Below are 23381 nucleotides of genomic sequence, written 5' to 3'. Positions count from 1 at the left end.
ATTTTTATTAAGCGCTTTTGCTCTGGGAATTCTTTTCTGCTTCCCAAGCAAGGTAATCTTTTAGTAAGCGAAGTGACTGCTTCATCGGCTTATCTTTAGCGATAGAATTGTCTTTGAGGACTTTTGCCATCTGCATCAACTGAATTTCTACATATTTTGGGTTGTTGAATTTGCTTTGATTTGGTGTTGTTGCTGGTTTTGCCTTTGATTTGCCTTTGCCTTTACCTTTTGATTTGTCTTTTGATTTTACCGGCTTAGCTGGTGGAGTCATCGCTTCTTTGAACATTAGTAATAGAAAACTGTTTTTCTTTTGCTTTGGAACTTGTTTTGAAGATTCATAAACTTGCTCGAATAACTTAGCAATATTTTTCTTCTTGTAAAAATGTACTGCGACAGCGCCCCCGATCATTAAACTTGTTACCACACCAATTAAAATCATACTCGTCATGTCCATTATGTTTCTCCTTTTGTCGAATTATACTTTATTGTACCACTAATCACAAAAGAAAAAAACAGCTCATTTGAAAGACCTCTCAAAGGGGTATAGAATGAGTATCGAAAGGGAAGTGGTCAGTATGTTTAAGGTTTCTAGAAGCAAATTCAGGTATACGCAAGCACCTGTAGACCGACTTGATTATACCAACAGAAGAAATGAGATTTATACCCGTTATGCAAAAGCTTATGACGGATTCATGGCTTGTTTTCCACTGTGGAAAAAGTGGTTGCGGTCAGTTCTTCCTTATCTTAAAGGCGAGAAGCTACTTGAAGTTTCCTTTGGACCAGGCTATCTTTTGTCACTATACCCACCTGAGTTTATGATTCATGCGCTTGACTATAACCAGACCATGGTGGATAGGGCAATTGCCAAAATGAGAAAACTCAATAGACCAGTCAACTTTGTTAAGGGTAACGTGGAGCAAATGCCATATCCTGATGAGTCTTTTGACACAGTGGTCTGTACGATGGCTTTCTCCGGATATGCAGACGGCGATATTGCAATGACAGAACTACTTCGTGTGTTAAAAAAAGATGGCATTTTACTCTTGATGGACTATGACTATCCCTTAGATGACAATTTATTTGGTTACCTTTTTGTAAAGCTCATCGAGCGGAGCGGAGACATCATTAAGGATATAGGAGCTATCCTAGATAACCGCGGTTGCACTTACGAGCGGAAAATTGTAGGCGCATTTGGTAGTATTCAGTTATTTGTCATTAGAAAAGAGATTAATTAGAGGGGCGAAATAATATAGTTGACAATACAACTAAATCTATATATAGTTGTATTGTCAACTATATTACTGTAAGAAAGGTTTAAAATGAGTAACTTTCCAATAGGTAGACATATTTCATTATTATATCGAGCGCAACAAGCCTTCTTTGCCGAACGTACAAAAACTTCAGAAATAGGTGGAGGACAGCTGGCCTTCATTTTTACTCTCCATCTGAATCCTGGAAGTTCTCAGGAAGATGTTTCAAGACGACTTGAACTTGACAAGACAACAGTGACCAGGGCGGCGATGAAACTTGAAAAGAGCGGAATTATAGAAAGAAAAAGAGACGAATCGGATAGTAGGATGTTGAGGCTTTATTTGACTCAAAGAGGCATGGAACTTCATGCTGAGCTAAAAAATGTGGCTAGTGACTGGCACAATACATTAACTAAAGGAATGTCAGAGCATGATTTGAATGAACTGACTAGACTAATCAACTTGATGAGTGAGAATGCCCGCGTGTATAAAAATGTAGGCTGTGATGAAAAGGACAACAAGGTGAATGATGAGACAGAATGAACAACTTTTAAACGAACCCGTCGGTAAACTGCTTTGGAAGTATTCCCTACCGGCGATTATCGGCATGATGGTAAACGCCCTTTACAATGTGGTGGACAGAATCTACATCGGTAAGCTTGGACCGCTACCTATGACAGGCATAGGCTTATCCATGCCTCTAATGACGCTTTTAATGGGCTTTGGGATGCTTGTGGGCATCGGTGCAGGCGCAAGGGTTTCCATAAGGCTGGGGCAAAACAATAAGGAACTGGCTGAAAGAATCTTAGGTAATGCGGTGACGCTACTGATCCTTATCATGGGTTCACTTTCTGTACTAGGTCTGATTTTCAAACTGCCTCTACTAAGAATTTTTGGGGCAAGTGATGTAACCATCGGCTTTGCAGATCAGTATTTGACGGTTATACTTATAGGTGCGATTTTTCAAGGATTGGGATTTGGACTTAATTCAATTGTCAGATCCGAAGGAAGTCCTAAAATTGCCATGTATACGGTCCTTATCGGAGCGATAGTCAATATCATACTGGATCCGATTTTAATTTTTGGATTCGGGATGGGAATACAGGGTGCCGCAGTCGCAACCGTCTTTTCTCAGTTACTGACAGCCACATGGGTTCTGATGCACTTTACATCTTCAAAGAGTAAACTTAAATTAAAACTGAAAAACCTTGTTTTAGATGGAAAAACAGTACTTAGCATTCTTTCCATAGGCATGTCACCATTCTCTATGCAAGTTGCTGCAAGTGTGGTTACCATACTTGCGAACAATGCACTTAAGGCCACAGGCGGGGATTTAGCGATTAGTGCGATGACTGTGATTAACGCAATTGCGATTTTCTTTTTAATGCCTATCTTCGGTATCAACCAAGGTTCACAACCGATCATCGGTTTTAACTACGGTGCAAAGGCGTTTGATAGGGTTAAAAAAACCCTTTTACTTGCGATACTTGCCGGTACGGCACTCTCATCATTCGGTTTTCTTTTAACACAGTTTTGGACCACAGGGCTAATCAGTCTTTTCAATAATGATCCTGCACTTGTGGATCTGGCGTCAAAAGGGATGAAGCTGTTTTTATCTATGCTTCCTGTCATCGGGTTTCAGATTATCAGTGCAAACTATTTTCAGGCGGTGGGGAAAGCTCCCAAGGCTATGTTCTTAAGCTTATTAAGACAAGTGCTTGTGCTGATTCCGCTCTTGATCTTACTACCGCAGTTCATCGGTCTTACAGGAGTCTGGCTTGCTGGTCCGACTGCTGATTTTACAGCATCTGTAGTGACTGCGATATTCTTATTCAACGAACTAAGGCATTTGGAAGACTCACACGAAGGTATACAAGCCGACAAGGCGATTTTGAAGGAGGAAGCAGTATGAGATTTTGCTGGACCACGCTACATGTAAAGGATCTTGACGTATCACTCGACTTTTACCAAAGGATTGTGGGACTTGAGTTGAACAGGCGGTTTAAGCCTAATGAGCATGTTGAACTCGCTTTTCTTGGCGGTGGCACGACTGAACTTGAACTGATTTGCGATTCTGGCGAACCTGAATCGCCAGTAAAAGGCATCTCAGTAGGTTTTATGGTGGATAGCACGCTTGAAGATGTGATGGCAACACTAACTGAAAATGGATTCAACGATCAATCAGAAGTATATGTACCAAATCCTATGATGAGGTTTTTTTATGTCAAAGATCCGGACGGATTCAAGGTTCAGTTTGTTGAAGACCGTCGGTAGCAGTTTAGATAAACTACAAGAGAAATCCCCGATAGTTGACTAAGCGTCATTTATCGGGGATTTCTCTGTTTTTGAGTATTACAATTACCTTAAAATCCACATCCTATGTTTTGATTCAAGTATAATTAGAATGTTGAGTATGATCAAACTTATTTGAACATCAAGGGGAAAACATGAAATTAGAAACATTACGACTCCAATGTATGAAAAGTCAAAAGAAGGGTATCCACTTCATTCTGACTTCTGTTATCATCTGGTCAGTGATTGCCGTTATCCATAGTACAGGGCTTGTCATAGAAACCAAGAATCTGTTGACCTTCTGTGCGACATCGTTATTATTGCCTGTTTCATTCCTGATTTCAAAGTTAATGAACATCAAGTTTAGCAGCAAGGATAATCCGATTGATCAGTTGGGATTTTTAGTTTCCATGAACCAGATGCTTTACCTGCTGATTGCCATGTGGGTCTATGCGACAAGCCCTGATAAATTTGTAATGGTGATGGCGATGATATTTGGTGCACACTTACTACCCTATAGTTGGATCTATAAATCAACCAGCTATAAGGTGTTTGCAATTATTATTCCACTGATGGCACTGATCGTTGGTAGTTTTTATACTTCGGTCACAGTAGCCGTATTGATGATTGCAGTTGAAGTTGTTTTTAGTGTTTTACTGCTTCAAGAAGTAAAAAAATTAGCTAAAGCATAGAACTATAGATGAAGTGTGATTAGCCATCAATCGTCCTACAGCACTATCGCCTTCAACTGTGTGATGATCTGATCAACCTGTAGCTGTTGATTTTCAGAGTTGATTTGCTTTCTTATGAGGACCTTATCGTCGTTTAAGATCTGAAATTCGTTTGGAGACAGGTCATTTAGATTGTCTTTTACTCTGATTTTTTTCAAATCGATGCCGTAGTCTTTTAATAGGGTTTCTCTAAGTTCTTTGATGGAACTGAATAATGAGCACTTTGCATCGTCTAGGGCTATCGGGATTAAGTCTTTGCCGATATCTATGGTGATATGACTATCATTTTCTATCATGTTGGTCCACCTTTCATCGGATGACCTAAAAAATAGCTGTTGACTTAGGAATGCCTTAAGATTCACTTTAGTTAAATCATCAGAACCGAATGTTTGCAGTGTAGACCGCACCAGTTGACGCTTATACTTCAAGTCGATGATTGAAGTATCAAGTCTATTTAACTGATGGTAGAGCAATTTTCGGAGCAGGTGATCAGTCCAAGCTCTTCATAATATCTTAAGGTTCTAGTAGAGACAGCATACTTTTTAGATACATCGGTTATTAGCATTGATATCCTCTTTTCTTGAAGTACTTCAATTCAATTATACCCGATGACGCTGCGTTAATGTCAATGCGTGTTTTGGGTGATGCAAGTCAAATAATTGCAATTAGTAAGGATTAAAGGGGAATAGATGAAAGAAGGGATCTATAGTAGTGGAGGAGGAGAAATGATACAAGTACTTTATTTTAGCGGGACGGGCAATACGGAATACGTCAGTAAAATAATCGAACGCAATTTGCAATCGGCTGACTTGCTGGTAAAACGAAATTCCATTGAATCTTTTACAAATGACATGTCGATAGGCGACATTCTCGTGTTCGGGTTTCCTATTTACGCATGCGACATACCTAAGTTCATTAAGAAGTTTATTATAGAAATGGAACCTGTGAACAAACTGCCTGTCTATCTATTTGCTACAAAGGCTTTTCTTAGTGGCAACGCGCTTAGAGTTGCTGAAAAACTGTTTAAGAAAAAGGGGTACGAAGTAAAAGGTGTGGTTGAAGTATTCATGCCCGGTTCTGATGCATTGGCTTTTAAGGATAGAGACTCAAGTATGGTAAAATCAATCAGCATGATGAATTTTGATGAAATTGAGGTTGTATCCGATTTTACAAAAGCAATTATCAGTGGGGACGGCAATAACTATTCCCACAAGCCCAAAATCGGCGATTATCTACTGGGAGACCTAATCAAAGGCGTCTATCCACTTCTTGAAAACATGCTACAAAAGAAGTTCAAAACAGATGAACGGTGTATTCTATGTGGGAGATGTCAAAGGATTTGTCCTAGTGCAAACATTGTCGTAGATCATAAAGTGACATTTAACAATCGGTGCTATCTTTGCATGAGATGCATACATAACTGCCCTGCAGAAGCGATTCAGATAGGAAAATCTACGATAGATAAATTTCGTTGGCATGGGCCAAAAGGAGATTTTTCACCTGAGAATATGGATTGAACCTATCAAGAAAAGCCATCACAATACGTATATAAAATACGTTGTTGTGATGGCTTTTCTATTTACTGATTTACTTGTAATTCAGTTACCAGTTCAACTTCTGATTGAATCTTCTAACTTGTCCTCTTAAGATACGATTGCTGAAACTGTCGAAGACTTGAATCTGGGTGCTGTAATCCTTGTATAAGTCGCCCATCCTATTATCATCTGGTCGCTCATAGCCTTTAATGCTGTTGAGTTCCAGCAGTATCGATTTTACGGCGTTCTTTGCTTCTTCGGTGGTAGCGGCAGGTTTAAGGTAAAGGGATATGCTGATAAGATTATCATCAATCTCAATGTATAACTCACTTACCACCAGGTCGCTTTCAAACATGGCTTCAAGGGTATCTACATCTTGTGATGAGATGCTGGAATCCTTATCTTCATTAGGTGCTACGGATCGCTCTATTGTCGTTTCGGTATTCATTTCACTTATTGATTGTAATGAAAAGAAATTGGTCCAGTCGGGTGGGGGGAGTTGTGCGGCAGCCGCCATCGCGATGAACAAAGAAAAAATCAGTGCTATGGATTGAAATTTGATCGACAGGCTTTTTCTTGCACTCTTTAAGAGTTCAAATAGAACGACAAGCGCCACTCCGATAAAAACAATAAATATGAACTTATATATTTTTGAGGGCAAGGAATAGATCAACGCGGCAAGCAGATAAAATACACTTACCACAATTAAGGGTCTGTTTTTAAAAAAAGCAGGTATGTCCCAGTGGTGATCAGATTTTTTGCTTGATGTTTTTTCGTCTATCTTTAGGAGATGGGTTTCAAAAAAAAACTTATTGCCTTTCATTTCACCGGATTTGATACGCTCCAGCGCCGTGGTGCAAATTGATTTTGCTTCGTCTAAACGATTAGCTTTTTCTAGTAGCAATACTGCATGTTCAAATGAATAATCTGTGTCGGGAAAGTAATTTTCAATGATGTCCAAATACAATTTTAGAGCTTCGCTGCTTCTACCCATTTTTTCCTTGTTCTTGGCTTGGGTCTGCTTCATATAGAATTCATCAAATTTATCATTTTTCATATAAAAAACACCTCTCACTAGATTATATCGTCATGAGAGGCATTTGTGTTAAATCAATTTAATTTTTATGTCGCCTAAAATTACAGTAGCGTTGATGTGTACAGTTTTTGTCGCGCCGCTAGGGGAGACATATCTGTCAGTTATCGCTGATGAGAAACCTTCATATTTTTCATTTAAGAACTTCAAATCACCAAGTGTGACTTGTCCTTCTAGTTCGATATTGACGTCTCTTGGAATGCCTAGTTTTACTTCACCAAATACACAAGTGATATCAATCGTGTTATCTCCGTCTACAAAGTCTTCTTCTTTGAATAAAAGCTTTTTAGAATTAAAGCTTGCGGAATAGGAACGCATTTTCTTAGCTTTACGCTGCTGGTTCTGATTAGCTTCTTGATTTGTCTTTGTTGTAGCTTGTGTTTCAACTTGTTCTTGTTTAGGTGTCTCTTTATTTAGATTGACTTTTGAGCTCTCAGGTTTTGGTGTTGCATCGTAGATTCTTTCTACAGTTGGCTTATCCGAGTCTTTTGAGAGAGTCACTGTGTAAGTCGTGTCGCTGTGACCCTTAATATTTTCTTTCACGTTTCTACTGATGTTTGAAACTACCTCGTCAACCGATGAGATTACTTGATCGATTGAATCGGAGAAGCTAGCTTCTGAAGTTTTACCTGTGTGTCGTTGAACCTTTGCTGGTCTGATGACAGTATTGTCTGTGTCAGGATCGAACTCTCTGAACTTATGACTGCTATTGCTGCTTCTGCCTCTTGAAGAGAAGTCGCTGTTTCTTTTAACCTGCTTTTCCTTAGGAGGAGCGAGCATAATGTAGACACCCAATATGATGATGAAAGCCGGCCATACTATGCTTGACGCAAATCCGAAAATCGGACTGATGAATGTCAGGTTGTCCAGTAAGAAATGTAAGCCGATGCTGCTGAAAATCGCTCCGACCACATAATTTCTTTTTTGTAGTGCCTCGTATCCCCAACCGATAAAGAGCATCGGCCACAAGACACTGATGATGTCTACAAAATCGATGGTATTTACAATGCCAAGATTTAAGTTGTCAGCCAGTAGATAAAGACCTACGATGACGATTACAACCCCAAATATAAAAGACGATGAACGTTTGTTCATAATGCTCCCTCCTTAAAAACCTACCAGTTATTTTAACACAAAATCTTCTGTGTTGTCATTTTGATTTGATAACTTATTATAGCATGCAATTTACGATAAAAGAGGGCTTACACTAATCTATAATCGTATTCTAAGAAAACTCTAAGAAACGATACGGAGCCTCCCTGTTTGGGGTGCTCCGCATTTTTGGGTGTGCTATTTTGAATGGTAAAACCAGGCGATGTCACTCATCGTTTTAGCAGCGAACAACTCATGGTCTATAGGTTTTGCTAGGCGTTCCTCTTTCATCAGATTAGCTTCTTGAAGGTACTGTTCATATAAATCGGAATAGTTTTTGTCAAGGCTAGTCAGGGTGAGTCTATCCATAACAAGCGCATGGTCGATATCCAGTGTTTTAGTCTGTGGCGCAACGCCTTTCTTTGCCCATGTTCCTTTCAATGTGTCCACTTCGTAGTCACTTAAAAACAAGTAAGCGTTCTCAGCTGCGAATAGTATCGCTTTTATAATGTAGTTGAAAGTCTCGTCATCGTAGGTATAGTGAAAATTGACTCTTACCCAACCAGGCTTCATCGAATGAACGCCATCCATGATCGCCTTCTTATATTTTGTAGCATGCTCATCATCGATATTAAGCAGCTTAATACCATATGGACCGGCACAAGTACATCCGGCTCTCAACTGTATGCCGAACAGGTCGTTGATCAGTGTAGTGATGAAACCATGATGAAGGTAGGCTTCTTTGTACTTGACCACAAAGGATACGATTCCGACGCGATTTTCCGGGTCGAGGTTTCCTAGAACTTGAATTGATGGAACAGTCGTAAGTTGCTCCATTCCTTTTCGTGTGAGTGCATGTTCTCTATCCGATATCGCCTGCTGTCCCAATCTGTGCTTGACTTCTAGACACAAAGCTCCTCTTATGACCTGAAAGATGCCTGGTGTGCCTGCATCTTCGCGGTCTTCGTAAGAATCGACGAAGCACTGATCGTCTTCTGTTACAAAGGTTACTGTGCCACCACCTGCGATTGTAGGAATGTTTTTAGAAGGATAGACTGCGTTGTTGATTACCAGTAGACCTGAGGACCCCGGCCCTCCTAAGAACTTATGCAGTGATAAGTAGATCCCATCAAAATAGGAGTTTTCGTCCCTTGTCATATTTATTTCGACATAAGGACCGCTAGCGGCGAAATCAAAAAAGACAAGTCCGCCATGAAGGTGCATCAGTCGGGCCACTTCGTAGACTGGAGTTTTGATTCCTGTAACATTGGAAGCGGCGGAGAAGGAGCCGATTTTTTTGCGGTGTTTGTACACAGGTAGGTTGAGTTTGTGCTCTAAATCATTGAGGTCGAAAAGTCCTTCATCAGTTAGTTCGATTTTGACAACTTCGGCGTAACCTAAGCGCCACTGAAGTTCGTTTGAATGATGTTCATAGGATGAGATGAACACAACGGGCTTGTCACAGGCGTAGGCCGGCATGTTGGATGAGCATAGTTCTTTTTTTGTCTGCTTTAAGAGTTCGGGTGTCTCATAAATGCCAAGTATTCTTGATAACTTGTCAATAGCGGCGGTTGCTCCGGTACCTACGGGCAATATGGAGTAATTCTCATTGGCGCCAAGGTATTGATGCATTTTCTCTTTTGCCTGATGGTAGTATTCTGTAGTCCTTCTGCCGGTGTAGCTATCTTCAGTATGGCTGTTTGCGTAATGCTCAGATAAGTGAAGTATGTAATTTTCGATAAATCGCAACTGTTTTCCGGATGCCGTGTAATCAGCGTAAGTCATTAGGCGTGTCCCGAACGGCGTTTGGATTGTAGATCCATAGCCGATTGTTTCATTTCTTAGAAAATTAAAATCCATAGTCCCTCCTGTAAGTTCTTGATAGGTTCAAGTCCTTTTGCTCTTGATTAACTTTACCATGTTTAGAATACTTCATCCACAAAAGAGTTGAATATTCTGATAATTCTCGTATGATTTAAAGGCCATTTTACCTGTTCTAGTACAGAGTGGCGAAACACTTACGTTTTCTTATCAAGAATACTTGTAATCAAAGGAAGGATAAGCTAAACTACTACTATTTTAAGGAGGAAGCTATGATTACATTCGGTAATGTTGATTTAAAGGTGATAAAAGCGGCATATGGAACGCCGACTTATTTGGTGGATGTCGGCCTGATTGAGGAAACGATTGAGAAGATGAAGGATGTCACCAAAAAAAGAAATGCGAAAATCGCCTATGCCAGTAAAGCGTTCTTAATTAAGGGAATGGCACAACTTGTCGATAGAATGGACTTACTGATCGATGTGGTTTCTGGCGGTGAACTAAACACGGTATTGAGTGCTGGAATGAAGGCTGAAAAAGTAGTGATGCACGGCAATAACAAAACGTTGAAAGAGCTGACAGAAGCCGTTGATGCGGGTGTAGGCCGTATTGTCATAGATAACGAGCATGAAATAGAGCTTTTAAAACAGATTTTACATGCTAAGGACAAAGTACAGCCGGTACTGATTCGTATCAATCCTGAAGTCAAAGTGGATACCCATCAACATATTTCAACAGGTCATAAGGCATCTAAATTTGGATTTCCATTAGATGTGAACCGTATTGTCAAACTTGTAAAGGGTTTGGTAGAAGATTCAAGATTTGAGTTTTTAGGTCTTCATTTTCATGTCGGTAGCCAGTTGATGACCCCGACATCGCATATCGATGCGGTTGAATCGCTTGAACCTTTATATAAAGCACTAGAAGAAGAGCAGATCTTCATTAAAGAGCTCAACATCGGTGGTGGATTCGGAATCGATTATCTTTCTGACGAAGCCCCTTATGATCTGGGCGATTACCTGGAAAGAATTTTTGGTCAAGTGGAGTCTTCTTTTAAAAGATGCAATCTGTTGGAACCTACTATCATCATTGAACCAGGCAGGTCTTTGGTCGCAAAAGCCGGCATCACCCTATATGAGGTAGGGCATGTTAAAGCGCTTGGACTTGAGAAGAACTACATCAATGTTGATGGTGGACTTTATGAGAACATGAGACCTGCCCTTTACGATGCCAAGTATCGAGCAACGCTTGTCGAACCGAGAAATAGCGAGGTGAGGCGATTTGATATAGCGGGAAGTTGTTGCGAGTCTGGTGACATATTGATTAGGGACATGACTCTTACCACCCCAGAACCGGGCGATCTGCTAGTCATTCACGATACTGGAGCCTATCATCAAAGTATGGCAAGCAATTACAACAAGCATGGAAGAAACCCTGTAGTGTTTATAAAGGACGGCAGACATCAGCTTGTGAGTAGAAGGGAAACCTATGAGGACTTGAATCGACTGGATCTTGAGTTCTCTTTGTAGTTGATAAGGAACATGTCTATGGCATGTTCTTTTTATTAGATGAATCTCAAGTGAAAAATACTTCGTTAATATGCTATCAATAATCTTGACACAAATACTAGGGTATACTATACTGAATATGAATTCCAAGTAGACTAGTAGGGATTAAATTAGTAGGAAACAGGTGATGTTATGATTTTGTCAACAAAAGGCAGATATGGTTTGAAAGCGATGTTTGTACTGGCACTACAATACGGGCAAGGGCCTGTGCCGCTATCTACAATTGCAGAAAGACAATCAATCTCTGTAAACTATTTAGAACAGTTATTTTTACCGCTACGAAAAAACGGCCTTGTCAAAAGTGTCCGCGGAGCTCATGGCGGTTATATGCTTAATGATGAACCATCTGCAATTACTGTGGGTAGTATTCTAAAAACACTTGAAGGACCGATTCTCGCTTCTGAATGTGTGATTGAAGATGACTCGGATTGCGGCAATGCAAGTTACTGCGTTACAAGACTTATTTGGGAGAAAATCACAGATGCAGTTGATGATGTGATTGAATCTATCACTTTAGCAGATATGGTCAAAGATCAGTTTACCATATCAGGAATCGAGGAGGGGCTTTAGGATGTCAAAGAGAGTATATTTAGATTACTCGGCAACTACACCTACAAAAAAGGAAGTCGTTGATGCAATGCTTCCATATTTCACAGAACACTTCGGTAATCCATCAAGTGTTCACCGCTTCGGTCGCGAGAACAAGAATGCGATCACAGTGGCACGAGAGACTATTGCAAATACGCTAGGTGGCAAACAAGAAGAGATTTACTTTACAGCTGGCGGCACTGAGGCCGACAACTGGGCAGTGCGCGGTGTGATGGCTGCAAACGCTAAAAAAGGAAATCATATGATCACGACAACTGTGGAACATCACGCGATGCTGCATACTTGTCAGGCTCTTGAAAAAGAAGGTGTTGAAGTTACATATCTTCCTGTAGACGGAGACGGACTGATCAATCTAGATGACCTAAAGGCTGCGATCAAAGACACAACAGTGCTGGTTTCGATCATGTATGTAAACAACGAAATCGGTACCGCCCAAGATATAAAGTCAATCGGTGCCATCTGTAAGGAAAAAGGCGTGATCTTCCATACGGATGCTGTACAAGCCTATGGAAACTTCAAAATCGATGTCAACGAAGACAATATCGACCTCTTGTCGATATCTGCTCATAAAATATATGGACCTAAAGGTATTGGTGCGCTATATATCAAAAAAGGCGTTCGAATCGCCAATATGATTTATGGTGGAGCGCAAGAAAGAAAACGTAGACCAGGCACAGAAAATGTACCTGGAATCATCGGTTTTGCAAAAGCGGCACAACTGGCTGATGAAACGTTAGAAGAACATCGCGCGCATTCGATCATGCTTAGGGACAAGCTTGCGAACGGAATCTTAGAAAGAATTCCTTATACAAAGCACAACGGTCATCCTACAAAGAGACACCCAGGAAATGTGAATATCTCCTTTGAGTTCATCGAAGGTGAATCGTTACTTTTAAGCCTTGATATCATGGGCGTAGCGGGTTCAAGCGGATCTGCATGCACATCAGGCTCTTTGGATCCTTCACACGTACTAATGGCTATCGGACTTTCTCATGAAATCGCTCATGGATCATTACGACTGACAGTCGGTGATTTTACGACCGAAGAGGATATAGACTATACTATAGAAGCACTTGTTGGAATTGTTGATCGTCTAAGACAAATGTCACCCTTATATGAAGCGGTGCTTAACGGAGGTAACTAATGTATAACGATATAGTAATGGAACACTTTATGAACCCTCAGAATGTTGGCGTAATCGAAGACGCGGATGGCGTAGGCCAAGTCGGCAATGTCAAGTGCGGCGATATCATGAAGATCTATTTGAAGATTTCTGCGGATGAAGTGATCGAGGACATCAAGTTCAAGACTTTCGGTTGCGGTTCGGCAGTGGCATCTTCATCGATGGCTACTGTCATCATCAAAGGAAAAACAGTTGAAGAAGCTCTTCAAATTACCAATAAGGACGTTTTAGAAGCACTAGGCGGACTACCTGCTGTAAAGGTCCATTGTTCGGTACTTGCGGAGCAAGCGCTTAAGTCGGCAGTTTATGACTACGCTCAAAAAAACGGTAAGCACTACGACGCATTAGAAGGTTTTGACCCTAATGCTGATGACGATCACCACGACCATGGTGATGAAGATGGACATGATCACTAGAATTCAACTGAAGCACCCGAATGCGGGTGCTTTTTTACTGGATGTTTACAAATCAGTACGTTTCAAGTAAGATTAATAGGTTAACATGAATTAAGAATGAGTAGCGCGGCTTTTAACCGTAGCGAGAAAGGTTGATGGCATTTATGCTTGATAAGAAAAAAGTGGTAATAGGCATGTCGGGCGGTGTGGACAGCACTGTGGCAGCTTATCTGTTAAAAGAACAGGGATATGAGGTTATCGGCGTCACCATGAAGCTTTGGGATGACCCCAATGACGAGTATGTTGAAAATTACGGTGGATGCTGTAGTTTGTCTGCTGTCGAGGATGCGAGACGAGTGGCAGCAAGCTTGGATATACCTTTTTATGTGGTTAATTTTAAGGCGCCATTTAAAGAGCATGTCATCGATTACTTTGTAGACTCGTATGAGGAAGGTGAAACGCCTAATCCATGCGTGATGTGCAATAAGTACATCAAATTTGATAAACTGCTTCAAAAGGCAAAAGAACTTGGCGCATACTATGTGGCTACAGGCCACTATGCTAAGATTGTCCATGATGAAGAGAGCAATCGATATAAGCTGATGCGTTCAAAGGAAATGAGCAAGGACCAGACCTACATGCTCACGAACTTTACGCAGGACCAGCTTGCCCATACATTAATGCCAATCGGTGAGTTTGAAACCAAGGAAGAAGTACGACAAATCGCTGAGAAGCTCGATTTTGTTATCGCAAGGAAAGCGGATAGCCAGGAAATCTGTTTTATTCCAGACAACGACTATGCGAACTTTCTTGTCAAAAATATTGAAGAGATGGTGCCAGAAGGTAACTTTGTCGATCTTGACGGAAATGTCTTGGGTAGACATAGGGGGATCATCTACTATACGGTCGGTCAACGTAAGGGCTTAGGCATGACCTTTGGGAAACCCATGTATGTCGTTGCGATCAACCATGTGACAAACGATGTTATTTTAGGTTCAAATGACGACGTGTTTGCAAAGGGGCTTATAGCACGCGAAGTGAATTGGATCAGCTTTGACGAGTTAAATGGTGAGATGCAGATTGCCGCAAAGATACGTCACACAAAACGAGAGTCACCTGCTGTGATCAGGCCTCTAGGAAATGGAAAATACGAAGTCATCTTCGATGAGCCTCAAAGGGCCATCACCCCAGGGCAGGCAGTTGCTTTCTACGTGGGCGATGAAGTCATCGGTGGCGGATTTATCGAATCAGTAGTCAGATAATCAGAAATAACTAGAGGTACAGCCTGTAAAAGAGGGCTGTACCTCTTTCTACTTGCCAATCCGCGCAACTTCTGATACTATATATTCATTGAATAATAAAAAGCGAAGACGAAGAGAGAATTCCTTAACACTAGAGAGAAAGTGAAACATGCTGAAAGCTTTCAAAAGGATAGAAGCAGCTTCCGAGCTGGATTGGTGAACCTGATTTGTAGCCAAACCCGTAGCAATGCGTTAAATTGATAGGTTTAGAACCTTCTGAGTGATCACAGATAATTAGGGTGGTACCGCGGGCATTTGCTCGTCCCTAAGTCAGTACGTCACTGGAGGGTATTTTTTGTTTTTGCTTACGAACGCTTTTTGTTCGTAACCGGTGTAAGTCATTTACGAACGTACTTTGTTCGTAACCGGTGTAAGTCAATGTCTTTTATTGACGGACCGGAGCAGTAATAACGATGCCACAAAATTTTAATGTAACTAACTAACCACACAAACTAAACGCAACAAGCAAAAAAAACAAACAACCCAAAAACTCCACAAAAAACACAAACAAAGGAGATACCCCCCATGAAAACCATGAGTCTAAACGAAATACGAAAACGATTCTTAGATTACTTTGAAAGAAACGGACATCTAGTTCAACCGTCCTACCCCCTAGTACCGCAATCGGATAAGACGCTTCTGCTTATAAATGCCGGCATGGTGCCTTTAAAAGACTTTTTCACCGGCGTTCAAGAACCGCCAAGCAAGAACATGGCAACTTGCCAAAAGTGTATCAGAACGAACGATATCGACAATGTAGGACATACTTCAAGACACGCGTCATTCTTCGAGATGCTTGGTAACTTCGCTTTTGGTGATTACTTCAAAAAAGAAGCGATCCGATACAGCTGGGAGTTCATCACGCAGGAACTGGAACTATCGCTTGATAAGCTTTGGGTAACGGTTTACCTTGAAGACGACGAAGCGTATGACATCTGGTTGAAACAAGAGAATGTTCCCGCCGATAGGATTGTCAGACTAGGAAAAGAAGATAACTTCTGGGAAATCGGAACAGGAACAGGCCCATGCGGTCCATGTTCTGAAATCTATTACGACAGAGGCGAAGCTTACGGTTGTGGTGACCCTGATTGCAAGCCAGGTTGTGACTGTGACAGGTTTGTTGAGTTTTGGAACCTAGTATTCACTCAATTCGAAAAGGACGAAAAAGGCGAGATGACTCCTCTTAAGAATCCCAACATCGATACCGGCATGGGCCTTGAGCGTATCGCTTGCCTGATGCAGGATGTGACCTCGATATTCGATATCGATACCATGGTGCATATTAGAAATCAGATCGCACAAAGAAGCGGAAAAGTTTACGGTGCCGATCATAAGACGGATACGTCGATAAGAATCATCACAGACCACATACGTGCGGTGACCTTCCTGGTTACCGATGGGGTAATGCCTAACAACGAGGGCAGGGGTTATGTTCTTAGAAGGCTATTAAGACGTGCTGCAAGACACGGTAGACTGATTGGTATACAAGGCGCGTTCTTATTTGAACTGGTTGATACGGTGATTGAAGTGTTCGGAGAAGCATATCCTGAGCTGATTGCAAGACAGGATTACACTAAAAAAGTGATTGCCATTGAAGAAGATCGCTTCGAACAGACGATTGATCAGGGGCTTACCATTTTAGAAGGCTATATCAAAGATACTATCGATGCTGGTAAAAATGTATTGACTGGCGAACTCGCATTCAAATTATATGACACTTACGGATTCCCGCTTGACCTGACGCTTGAAATTGTTAAGGAACATCAGCTTAGCGTAGACGAGAAAGCTTTTGAAAGTGAAATGGAAGCTCAAAAGGAACGTGCTAGAAGTTCCAGGGATTCGGATTCCTTAGGTTGGTCAGGTGATGCGACAGAAGCGCTTGTCGGACTTGCTACAGAGTTTGTAGGTTATGAAAAGACGCAATATGATGCTACTGTTATCGCAATCCTTAAAGACGGTCAGCTGGTTGATGAGCTTTCGGGCGAAACAAAAGGGCTTGTTGTTCTTGATTGTACTCCTTTTTATGCTGAGAGCGGTGGACAATCGGGCGACACCGGTGTATTGACTTCGACTACTGCAAAACTTATGGTTACCGATACTCAAAAGGCGAAAACAGGTACGATCTTGCATCACGTTTCGTTAATTGAAGGTAGCCTGAAAAAAGGAGATATGATTTCTGCTGAGGTCGGTGAGGACAAACGACTTGATATCGCTAGAAACCATACGGCGACTCATCTTTTACATCAGGCGCTTAAGGATGTGCTTGGCGGACACATCGAACAGGCTGGTTCACTAGTTGAAGTGGATCGTCTAAGATTTGACTTTACCCACTTCCAAGGTCTGAGCTTTGAGGAAGTGTCAAAGGTGGAGCAAATCGTCAATGAAAAAGTATTCCTTGGTATGCCTGTCACAGTAGAGGAACTGCCGATCGCAGAGGCGAAAAAACGCGGAGCTATGGCTCTCTTTGGTGAAAAGTACGGTGAGCTTGTCCGTATGGTCACTATCGGCGATTATAGCATGGAACTTTGCGGTGGTACGCACCTTAAACATGCTTCAGAAATCGGTCTTTTCAAAATCACTTCAGAGGCTGGTGTCGCAGCTGGCGTGAGGCGAATTGAAGCCATTACAGGCCGTGGTGTCTATCATTACCTCAATCAAGTGGAATCGATTCTTGATGATACCGTTACTGCACTTAAGAGCAAAAGAGAAGACGTAGTACAAAAAGCGGTAGCTTTAGTTGACGAGAACAAAACACTCACTAGAGAATTCACAAAAATGAAGCAGGCTGTAGCAAATGCAAGTCTTTCAGATATCGAGAAGAATGCACAGATCATCAATGGCACGAAGGTGATTGTTGTTGAATTTGAAGATCAAGAGCAAGACGTACTCAGAAACATCGCTGATCAAATGACGAGTAAGGAAGAGGCTGTTCTTGTTGTCATCGCAAATGTTACAGGAGATAAAGTAAACTTTATCGCAAAAGCCAATGAAAGCGCTGTAAAAAATAGTGCGCATTGTGGTAATATTGTAAGAGAATTGGCAAAAGCTTGTGGCGGTGGCGGCGGCGGCCGTCCTAACATGGCGCAAGCAGGTGGAAAAGATGCTTCTAAATTGAAAGATGCACTCGCACTATTGCCTACATTGGTTTAAAATAAAGTAAAAGGGTAATACTACAATAAAGGGGTGATTAGATGTCAAAAACAGTAAGATTTACAGTTGAAAAAGATAAGTCAATCGAAATTAAAGAAATCCTCTCTGAGGTACATCGCGCACTAGAAGCTAAAGGATATAATCCCATCAATCAAATGGTCGGTTATCTTATTTCTGGTGATCCAACCTATATTACCTCACAGGGAAACGCGCGTAATCTGATCAGACGCGTAGAACGTGATGAAATCCTTGAAGAACTTTTAAAAGAATTCCTGGCTGAGGAAAATGCGTAAGCAAATCCTCGGTAATACGGGCATCGAGGTATCCAGGCTTTGCTACGGGTCTTTGACACTTGGGCCTTTACAAGCCAATCTACCTGTTGACCGTGCTGGACAATTAATAGCCTATGCATATGATCGCGGTGTCAATTTTATTGACACCGCTGATTTGTATGATAATTATGCCCATATCAAAAATGCGCTTGACCTTATAGGAAAGCATAACATGGTCATCGCATCAAAGTCATACGCTTATGATGAGAAGGGCGCTAGACAGACTGTCGAGCGGGCTTTAAAAGAACTTGGCAGGGAGTACATAGATATCTGGCTCATGCACGAGCAGGAAAGCGATCATACCATAAGAGGTCACTACGAAGCTCTTGAGACCTATCATCAACTAAAAAAAGAAGGAAAGATCAGGGCGGTGGGGATCAGCACACATTATGTGGATGCTGTTTCTGCAGCGTTGAACTACCCTGAAATAGAAGTGATTCATCCGATCTTCAATATCGCAGGTATAGGAATTCAGGGTGGTACTAGGGATGAAATGCACGCTGCTATCACAAAAGCCTATGACAGCGGTAGAGGGATCTACGGCATGAAGGTTTTAGGAGGCGGAAATCTGCTTTCGGATAGGGATGCGGCGTTTGATTTCGCATTAAGTCAGACGTGTTTTCACAGTTACGCCTTAGGCATGCAGCACGAAGACGAGATCGACTTTAACGTAAAGCGGATCAGTGGCGAAGACATCGAACCTGAACTATATGAACGATTGAAATCAAAGAAGAAAAGAATCAGCATTGACCCGTGGTGCACCAGATGCAAGGCTTGTATAAGCGCTTGTCAGCATGGAGCGCTAAGTTTTGACGCATTATCCGATAAGATGGTTGTCGACCGCGGTAAATGTGTCTTATGCGGATATTGCAGTAAAAAATGCGCCGATTTTTGTATAAAGATAATATGAGGTAAGGATGATAAGATTTTTAGGACTAGATGTGGGGGACGCCACAGTCGGCATAGCGATCAGCGATCCGCTTGGTTATACCGCACAAGGGTTGGAAAACTACAGGCGCGTGAGTGTTAAAGAAGATGTAAACCATATGATCGACTACATCGAGGAATACCATGTGACAAAGTTAGTGGTCGGTTTACCTCTGAATATGAACGCTTCAAAAGGTCCTCAGACTGAAAAGGTCGAAGCCTTTGTCAAGCAGATTGAAAAGAAAATCAGATACGGTAAACGCATAGACTGGGACGTCGATGTGGTTTATTGGGATGAAAGACTAACTACTACTCAGGTTGAAAAGATGATGATTACGGCTGATTTAAGCCGTGCAAAGCGTAAGAGCATAGTTGACAAGATGGCTGCGATGGTCATTTTACAGAGTTATTTAGACGGAGGGAACAGATAATGAGCGATTCAATTAAACGTGTAACACTACTAGATGAGTACGACCAACCTTTTGAACTTGTAGTTGTCGCAACACTAAAGATCAACGATACGGAGTACGCGATCCTTAACGATGAAGAGGATGATGAGGATTACATTTTCAGAATTGAAAAAAAAGGCGATGAGGAGACTTTTGAGATTGTCGAAAACGAAGACGAGCTACAAGAAGTAATCGATGCCTACTATGAGCTAAATGAATAACTCTCTCAACTGATTTTCATTTAGGTGTTGCTTTTTAACTTACGTCGTGATATCATTGACGTAATTAATAATCATTTCCAACTGAAAACGAAAGAGGGATCATATGGCAATCAACTTTGATCAATTAAAAGAAGCACTTAAAAATAAAGGTTATAAATTGACGCCACAGCGTCGAGCTATTTTAGATGTTGTAATCGACAATCAAGGCGAACACCTTAGCACAGAAGAAATTTATGATATCGTGCGTGGCGACTGCCCGGACATCGGTCTTGCAACAGTATATAGAACTCTACAGTTACTTAGCGATATGTCTATTTTATCAAAGTTAAACCTGGACGACGGTTTGACTAGATATGAGTTGAACCTTGATGAGGATTCACATCATCATCATCATTTGATTTGCACTGGATGTGGAAAAGTAAGTGAAGTTCAAGATGACTTGCTTGAGCCACTTGAAGCGCGAATTGAAAAAGAGTATGGATTTAAAATTGAAGACCACAAGTTAAAATTCTTCGGTCTTTGTAAAGAGTGTCAGTAATCAGAAGACCCAGGTGATTATTAACCTGGGTTCAATTTTTTTGAAAATAATTAGGAGGAATTAAAATGAAGAGAACGTTAAAAGTTATTCCTCTGGGTGGTTTAAACGAAATCGGTAAGAATATGACAGCTTACCAATACGGTAATGAAATTATTGTAGTAGATTGCGGGTTAAAGTTCCCTGAGGAAGACATGCTTGGTATCGATGTAGTCATACCAAACCTGAATTACTTAATTGAGAACAAAGAAAAAATCAAAGGTGTGTTCATCACACACGGTCACGAGGACCACATCGGCGCTATTCCATATCTTTTACGGGAGATGAACGTGCCGATCTATGCGACAAAGCTGACACTGGCGCTTATCGAAAGAAAGCTTTCTGAGCACAAATCGATCAAGATGCCAACGCTTATCACGGTTAAGCCTGATAACAAGGTCGGTCTTGGCTCATTCACAATCGATTTTATCCGTGTGAGTCACAGTATTCCTGATGCGGTTTCGCTTTGTATCGAATCGCCGATCGGTAGAGTAATCCATACAGGAGACTTTAAAATCGACTTTACTCCTATTGACAATGATCCAATCAATTTACAAAAGTTTGCCGATCTTGGCGCAAAAGGTGTACTTGCTTTGTTTGCTGATTCAACCAATGCAGACAGAAAAGGCTACACGATGAGTGAGTCCAGTGTTGGAGATACCTTTGAAACGCTGTTCAGACATGCTGATCAGGCAAGAATCATTGTTGCCAGTTTCGCATCTAATGTACACCGTATCCAGCAAATCGTTAATGCGGCACATGCCAACAACAGAAAAGTCGCCTTTTCTGGAAGAAGTATGCTGAACACATCACAAGTAGCTGCTGATAACGGCTATTTGAACATACCGACAGGCATGCTTATTGATGTTGAGGATATCCACGGGTATCCTGACAATGAAATATGCGTAGTAACGACCGGATCGCAGGGCGAACCGATGTCGGCACTGACAAGAATGGCAAATAAAGATCACTTTGCTATGCAAATTAGAAACGGTGACATGGTAATCCTTTCTTCTACACCGATACCAGGTAACGAAAAAAGCGTGAACAAAGTCATCAACAAACTATTTGAACAGGGTGCTAATGTTATTTATAACTCTCTTGCTGATGTCCACGTATCGGGACACGCTTGTCAAGAAGAGCTAAAACTGATTCATTCACTTGTTCGACCAAAATTCTTCGTTCCTGTTCACGGTGAGTATGCGCATCTTATGCAGCATTCACTACTGGCTCAAAGAATGGGTATGAGCAGAGATGACATCTTCATCATTGCCAATGGCGATGTGCTCGAGTTCACTAAAGAATCCGCAGCAGTTGTAGGCAAGGTTGAAGCTGGTCCTACACTTATTGACGGACTGGGTGTGGGTGATGTAGGTAACATCGTCTTAAGGGATCGTAGAATCCTTTCTGAAGAAGGCCTGATCATGGTAATCATGTCAATGGATACTAACGGCAAGATCGTTGCAGGACCTGATCTTATCTCAAGAGGTTTTGTTTATGTAAGAGAATCTGAAGTCTTCTTAAAAGGAGCAAAGACAAAACTTGAAAATGTCGTCACACGTTTGCAAGATCGTGGTGTCAAGGAATGGTCGACGATCAAATCCAAAGTCAAAAACGAGCTTAGTGAACATATTTATCAAGAAATGAGACGTAGGCCGATGATACTTCCGGTTATCATGGAAGTTCCTGCCGATAAGAGTGTGTCTAACAAATAGTCTTTTAAAACAGCATCGCTTGCGATGCTGTTTTTTTATGGTGTCAATTTAATTGAAAACCCTAGCATTCTGTCGTATAATATACTTTAGGTGTTTAGCAAATCGACAGGGAGAAATTCATGAAAAAATATAGCATGTTCCTAATGATCCTGCTGGTTATTCTATTAAGCGGCTGTGATGTTCAAGAGTATTCAGCCGCTGTGGATCCAACCGACAATGCAGAGATCTTATTTACTGTTCCAAAAGGAGCGACCACAAAGAGGATCGGAGCCCTCTTGATGGAATCCGAACTCATAAAAGCGGACTGGGCATTTAAAATGCTTGTTCAAGAAAAAGAAGTAGACGGCAAGCTGCAGGCAGGTGATTACATGTTGTCAAAGGCGATGTCTTCTGAAGAAATCATCACTAAGCTTGCAAAAGGAGAGGTATATATCGAAACATTCAAGTTTACCATTCCAGAAGGATATGAGTTTTCGATGATCGTCGATAGGTTGGAAAAAGAAGGTCTGATTGATAGGGATGTCTTTATGGACCTTGCCGAAAACTATGAATTTGACTATAGATTCATAGAGCCAGACAGAACCTATAAATTTAGGTTAGAAGGATTCTTATATCCAGCGACCTACGAGTTAAGAGCTGGTAGTGACGAACTCGCTATTTTGAAAGCCATGCTGGACCAGTTTGACAAAATCTATACAGATGAGTTTTACAAACGCACGTTGGATCTTGGTTTATCGATCAATGAGGCAATCACTTTAGCTTCTATTGTTGAAAGGGAATGTAAGGTCGAAGAGGAGCTTGCTATTATTGCGAGTGTGTTTCACAACAGACTTAACATCGGCCAAAAGCTGGAATCTTGTGCTACGATCCAGTACGAGCTGCAAGAAAGAAAAGATAAGATACTTTTCGCTGACCTAGAAATCGATTCTCCCTTCAACACCTATATGTACACAGGTTTACCACCTGCGCCAATCGCTTCACCTGATAAAGAAGCAATAAACGCAGTGCTTTATCCTGCGGATACCGACTATCTCTATTTTGTGGTATCTGGTGACAATGATGGTAAACATAGTTTTAGCACGACTTACAATCAACATTTAAAAGCAAAGGCTGAAGCTGAGCAAAAATTAGGGCAGTAGGTGC

General features: G+C 41.3%; 25 protein-coding genes. 19 read left to right on the top strand and 6 right to left on the bottom strand.

Annotated elements, in window-relative coordinates; all coding sequences use genetic code 11:
- Positions 1 to 7 precede the first annotated feature (7 nt).
- Complete coding sequence (locus DWB64_RS09170; protein WP_129487924.1) at positions 8 to 454, bottom strand: hypothetical protein; 447 nt, start codon at positions 452 to 454, stop codon at positions 8 to 10.
- Between the two features lie 94 nt (positions 455 to 548).
- Here DWB64_RS09170 and DWB64_RS09165 point away from each other — a divergent pair, with 94 nt between their 5' ends.
- The 5 genes from DWB64_RS09165 to DWB64_RS09145 all read left to right on the top strand — a co-directional run bounded on the left by DWB64_RS09165 (position 549) and on the right by DWB64_RS09145 (position 4234).
- Positions 549 to 1235 (top strand): class I SAM-dependent methyltransferase, encoded by a 687-nt coding sequence (locus DWB64_RS09165; RefSeq protein WP_129487923.1) that lies wholly within the window; start codon positions 549 to 551, stop codon positions 1233 to 1235.
- A gap of 84 nt (positions 1236 to 1319) precedes the next feature.
- Positions 1320 to 1793, top strand: a complete 474-nt coding sequence (locus DWB64_RS09160; RefSeq protein WP_129487922.1) for a MarR family winged helix-turn-helix transcriptional regulator — start codon at positions 1320 to 1322, stop codon at positions 1791 to 1793.
- Complete coding sequence (locus DWB64_RS09155) at positions 1780 to 3162, top strand: MATE family efflux transporter (protein WP_129487921.1); 1383 nt, start codon at positions 1780 to 1782, stop codon at positions 3160 to 3162. The genes DWB64_RS09160 and DWB64_RS09155 overlap by 14 nt, the downstream gene beginning before the upstream one ends.
- Positions 3159 to 3524: a VOC family protein gene (locus tag DWB64_RS09150; protein ID WP_129487920.1), complete on the top strand. Its 366-nt coding sequence runs from the start codon at positions 3159 to 3161 to the stop codon at positions 3522 to 3524. The genes DWB64_RS09155 and DWB64_RS09150 overlap by 4 nt, the downstream gene beginning before the upstream one ends.
- A 173-nt stretch (positions 3525 to 3697) precedes the next feature.
- Entirely contained in the window at positions 3698 to 4234 is a 537-nt protein-coding gene (locus DWB64_RS09145; RefSeq protein WP_129487919.1) for a hypothetical protein, read from the top strand.
- A gap of 35 nt (positions 4235 to 4269) precedes the next feature.
- On the opposite strand, the gene DWB64_RS09140 is transcribed toward DWB64_RS09145, so the two are convergent.
- Complete coding sequence (locus DWB64_RS09140) at positions 4270 to 4635, bottom strand: FHIPEP family type III secretion protein (protein WP_256369614.1); 366 nt, start codon at positions 4633 to 4635, stop codon at positions 4270 to 4272.
- 92 nt (positions 4636 to 4727) lie between these two features.
- Positions 4728 to 4838, bottom strand: coding sequence for a MerR family DNA-binding transcriptional regulator (locus DWB64_RS19630; protein ID WP_129487917.1), 111 nt, complete (start codon positions 4836 to 4838; stop codon positions 4728 to 4730).
- A 160-nt stretch (positions 4839 to 4998) separates the two neighbouring features.
- Here DWB64_RS19630 and DWB64_RS09130 point away from each other — a divergent pair, with 160 nt between their 5' ends.
- Positions 4999 to 5790, top strand: a complete 792-nt coding sequence (locus tag DWB64_RS09130; protein ID WP_164980324.1) for an EFR1 family ferrodoxin — start codon at positions 4999 to 5001, stop codon at positions 5788 to 5790.
- 85 nt (positions 5791 to 5875) lie between these two features.
- Here the strand turns inward: DWB64_RS09130 and DWB64_RS09125 are convergent, their stop codons facing one another.
- The 3 genes from DWB64_RS09125 to DWB64_RS09115 all read right to left on the bottom strand — a co-directional run bounded on the left by DWB64_RS09125 (position 5876) and on the right by DWB64_RS09115 (position 9853).
- The gene (locus DWB64_RS09125; protein ID WP_129487915.1) at positions 5876 to 6865 is read right to left on the bottom strand and encodes a hypothetical protein; all 990 of its coding nucleotides are present in this window, start codon (positions 6863 to 6865) and stop codon (positions 5876 to 5878) included.
- Positions 6866 to 6913: 48 nt separating this feature from the next.
- A complete protein-coding gene (locus tag DWB64_RS09120; RefSeq protein ID WP_129487914.1) occupies positions 6914 to 7996 on the bottom strand; it encodes a LiaF domain-containing protein in 1083 nt (360 codons plus the stop codon).
- Between the two features lie 195 nt (positions 7997 to 8191).
- On the bottom strand, positions 8192 to 9853 hold the full coding sequence (locus DWB64_RS09115) for an aminotransferase class V-fold PLP-dependent enzyme (protein ID WP_129487913.1): 1662 nt from the start codon (positions 9851 to 9853) through the stop codon (positions 8192 to 8194).
- 233 nt (positions 9854 to 10086) lie between these two features.
- On the opposite strand from DWB64_RS09115, the gene lysA reads away from it, so the two are divergent.
- From lysA to mltG, 13 genes are all read left to right on the top strand, one after another.
- The gene (lysA, locus tag DWB64_RS09110; RefSeq protein WP_129487912.1) at positions 10087 to 11343 is read left to right on the top strand and encodes a diaminopimelate decarboxylase; all 1257 of its coding nucleotides are present in this window, start codon (positions 10087 to 10089) and stop codon (positions 11341 to 11343) included.
- Positions 11344 to 11514: 171 nt separating this feature from the next.
- Positions 11515 to 11952 carry an Rrf2 family transcriptional regulator gene (locus DWB64_RS09105; RefSeq protein ID WP_129487911.1) on the top strand — a complete coding sequence of 146 codons (438 nt, stop codon included), beginning with the start codon at positions 11515 to 11517 and terminating at the stop codon, positions 11950 to 11952.
- A gap of 1 nt (position 11953) precedes the next feature.
- On the top strand, positions 11954 to 13135 hold the full coding sequence (gene nifS / locus DWB64_RS09100) for a cysteine desulfurase NifS (protein WP_129487910.1): 1182 nt from the start codon (positions 11954 to 11956) through the stop codon (positions 13133 to 13135).
- Entirely contained in the window at positions 13135 to 13590 is a 456-nt protein-coding gene (gene nifU, locus DWB64_RS09095) for a Fe-S cluster assembly scaffold protein NifU (protein ID WP_129487909.1), read from the top strand. Before nifS ends, nifU begins: the two co-directional genes overlap by 1 nt.
- 143 nt (positions 13591 to 13733) lie before the next feature.
- A complete protein-coding gene (gene mnmA / locus DWB64_RS09090) occupies positions 13734 to 14831 on the top strand; it encodes a tRNA 2-thiouridine(34) synthase MnmA (protein ID WP_129487965.1) in 1098 nt (365 codons plus the stop codon).
- Between the two features lie 564 nt (positions 14832 to 15395).
- Positions 15396 to 18020: an alanine--tRNA ligase gene (gene alaS / locus DWB64_RS09085; protein WP_129487908.1), complete on the top strand. Its 2625-nt coding sequence runs from the start codon at positions 15396 to 15398 to the stop codon at positions 18018 to 18020.
- Between the two features lie 41 nt (positions 18021 to 18061).
- A complete protein-coding gene (locus tag DWB64_RS09080) occupies positions 18062 to 18313 on the top strand; it encodes an IreB family regulatory phosphoprotein (RefSeq protein WP_129487907.1) in 252 nt (83 codons plus the stop codon).
- On the top strand, positions 18306 to 19262 hold the full coding sequence (locus DWB64_RS09075) for an aldo/keto reductase (protein WP_129487906.1): 957 nt from the start codon (positions 18306 to 18308) through the stop codon (positions 19260 to 19262). The genes DWB64_RS09080 and DWB64_RS09075 overlap by 8 nt, the downstream gene beginning before the upstream one ends.
- Positions 19263 to 19272: 10 nt before the next feature.
- Positions 19273 to 19710, top strand: coding sequence for a Holliday junction resolvase RuvX (gene ruvX, locus DWB64_RS09070; protein ID WP_129487964.1), 438 nt, complete (start codon positions 19273 to 19275; stop codon positions 19708 to 19710).
- Positions 19710 to 19949 (top strand): DUF1292 domain-containing protein, encoded by a 240-nt coding sequence (locus DWB64_RS09065; protein ID WP_129487905.1) that lies wholly within the window; start codon positions 19710 to 19712, stop codon positions 19947 to 19949. The genes ruvX and DWB64_RS09065 overlap by 1 nt, the downstream gene beginning before the upstream one ends.
- A 103-nt stretch (positions 19950 to 20052) precedes the next feature.
- Entirely contained in the window at positions 20053 to 20487 is a 435-nt protein-coding gene (locus DWB64_RS09060; protein WP_129487904.1) for a Fur family transcriptional regulator, read from the top strand.
- A 65-nt stretch (positions 20488 to 20552) separates the two neighbouring features.
- Positions 20553 to 22238, top strand: a complete 1686-nt coding sequence (locus DWB64_RS09055) for a ribonuclease J (RefSeq protein ID WP_129487903.1) — start codon at positions 20553 to 20555, stop codon at positions 22236 to 22238.
- A 119-nt stretch (positions 22239 to 22357) separates the two neighbouring features.
- On the top strand, positions 22358 to 23377 hold the full coding sequence (mltG, locus tag DWB64_RS09050; RefSeq protein WP_129487902.1) for an endolytic transglycosylase MltG: 1020 nt from the start codon (positions 22358 to 22360) through the stop codon (positions 23375 to 23377).
- The last annotated feature ends 4 nt before the right edge of the window (positions 23378 to 23381 follow it).

The organism is Fusibacter sp. A1 (genome assembly GCF_004125825.1).
Lineage (GTDB): Bacteria > Bacillota > Clostridia > Peptostreptococcales > Acidaminobacteraceae > QQWI01.
This window is presented reverse-complemented; position numbering and strand designations above follow the sequence as displayed.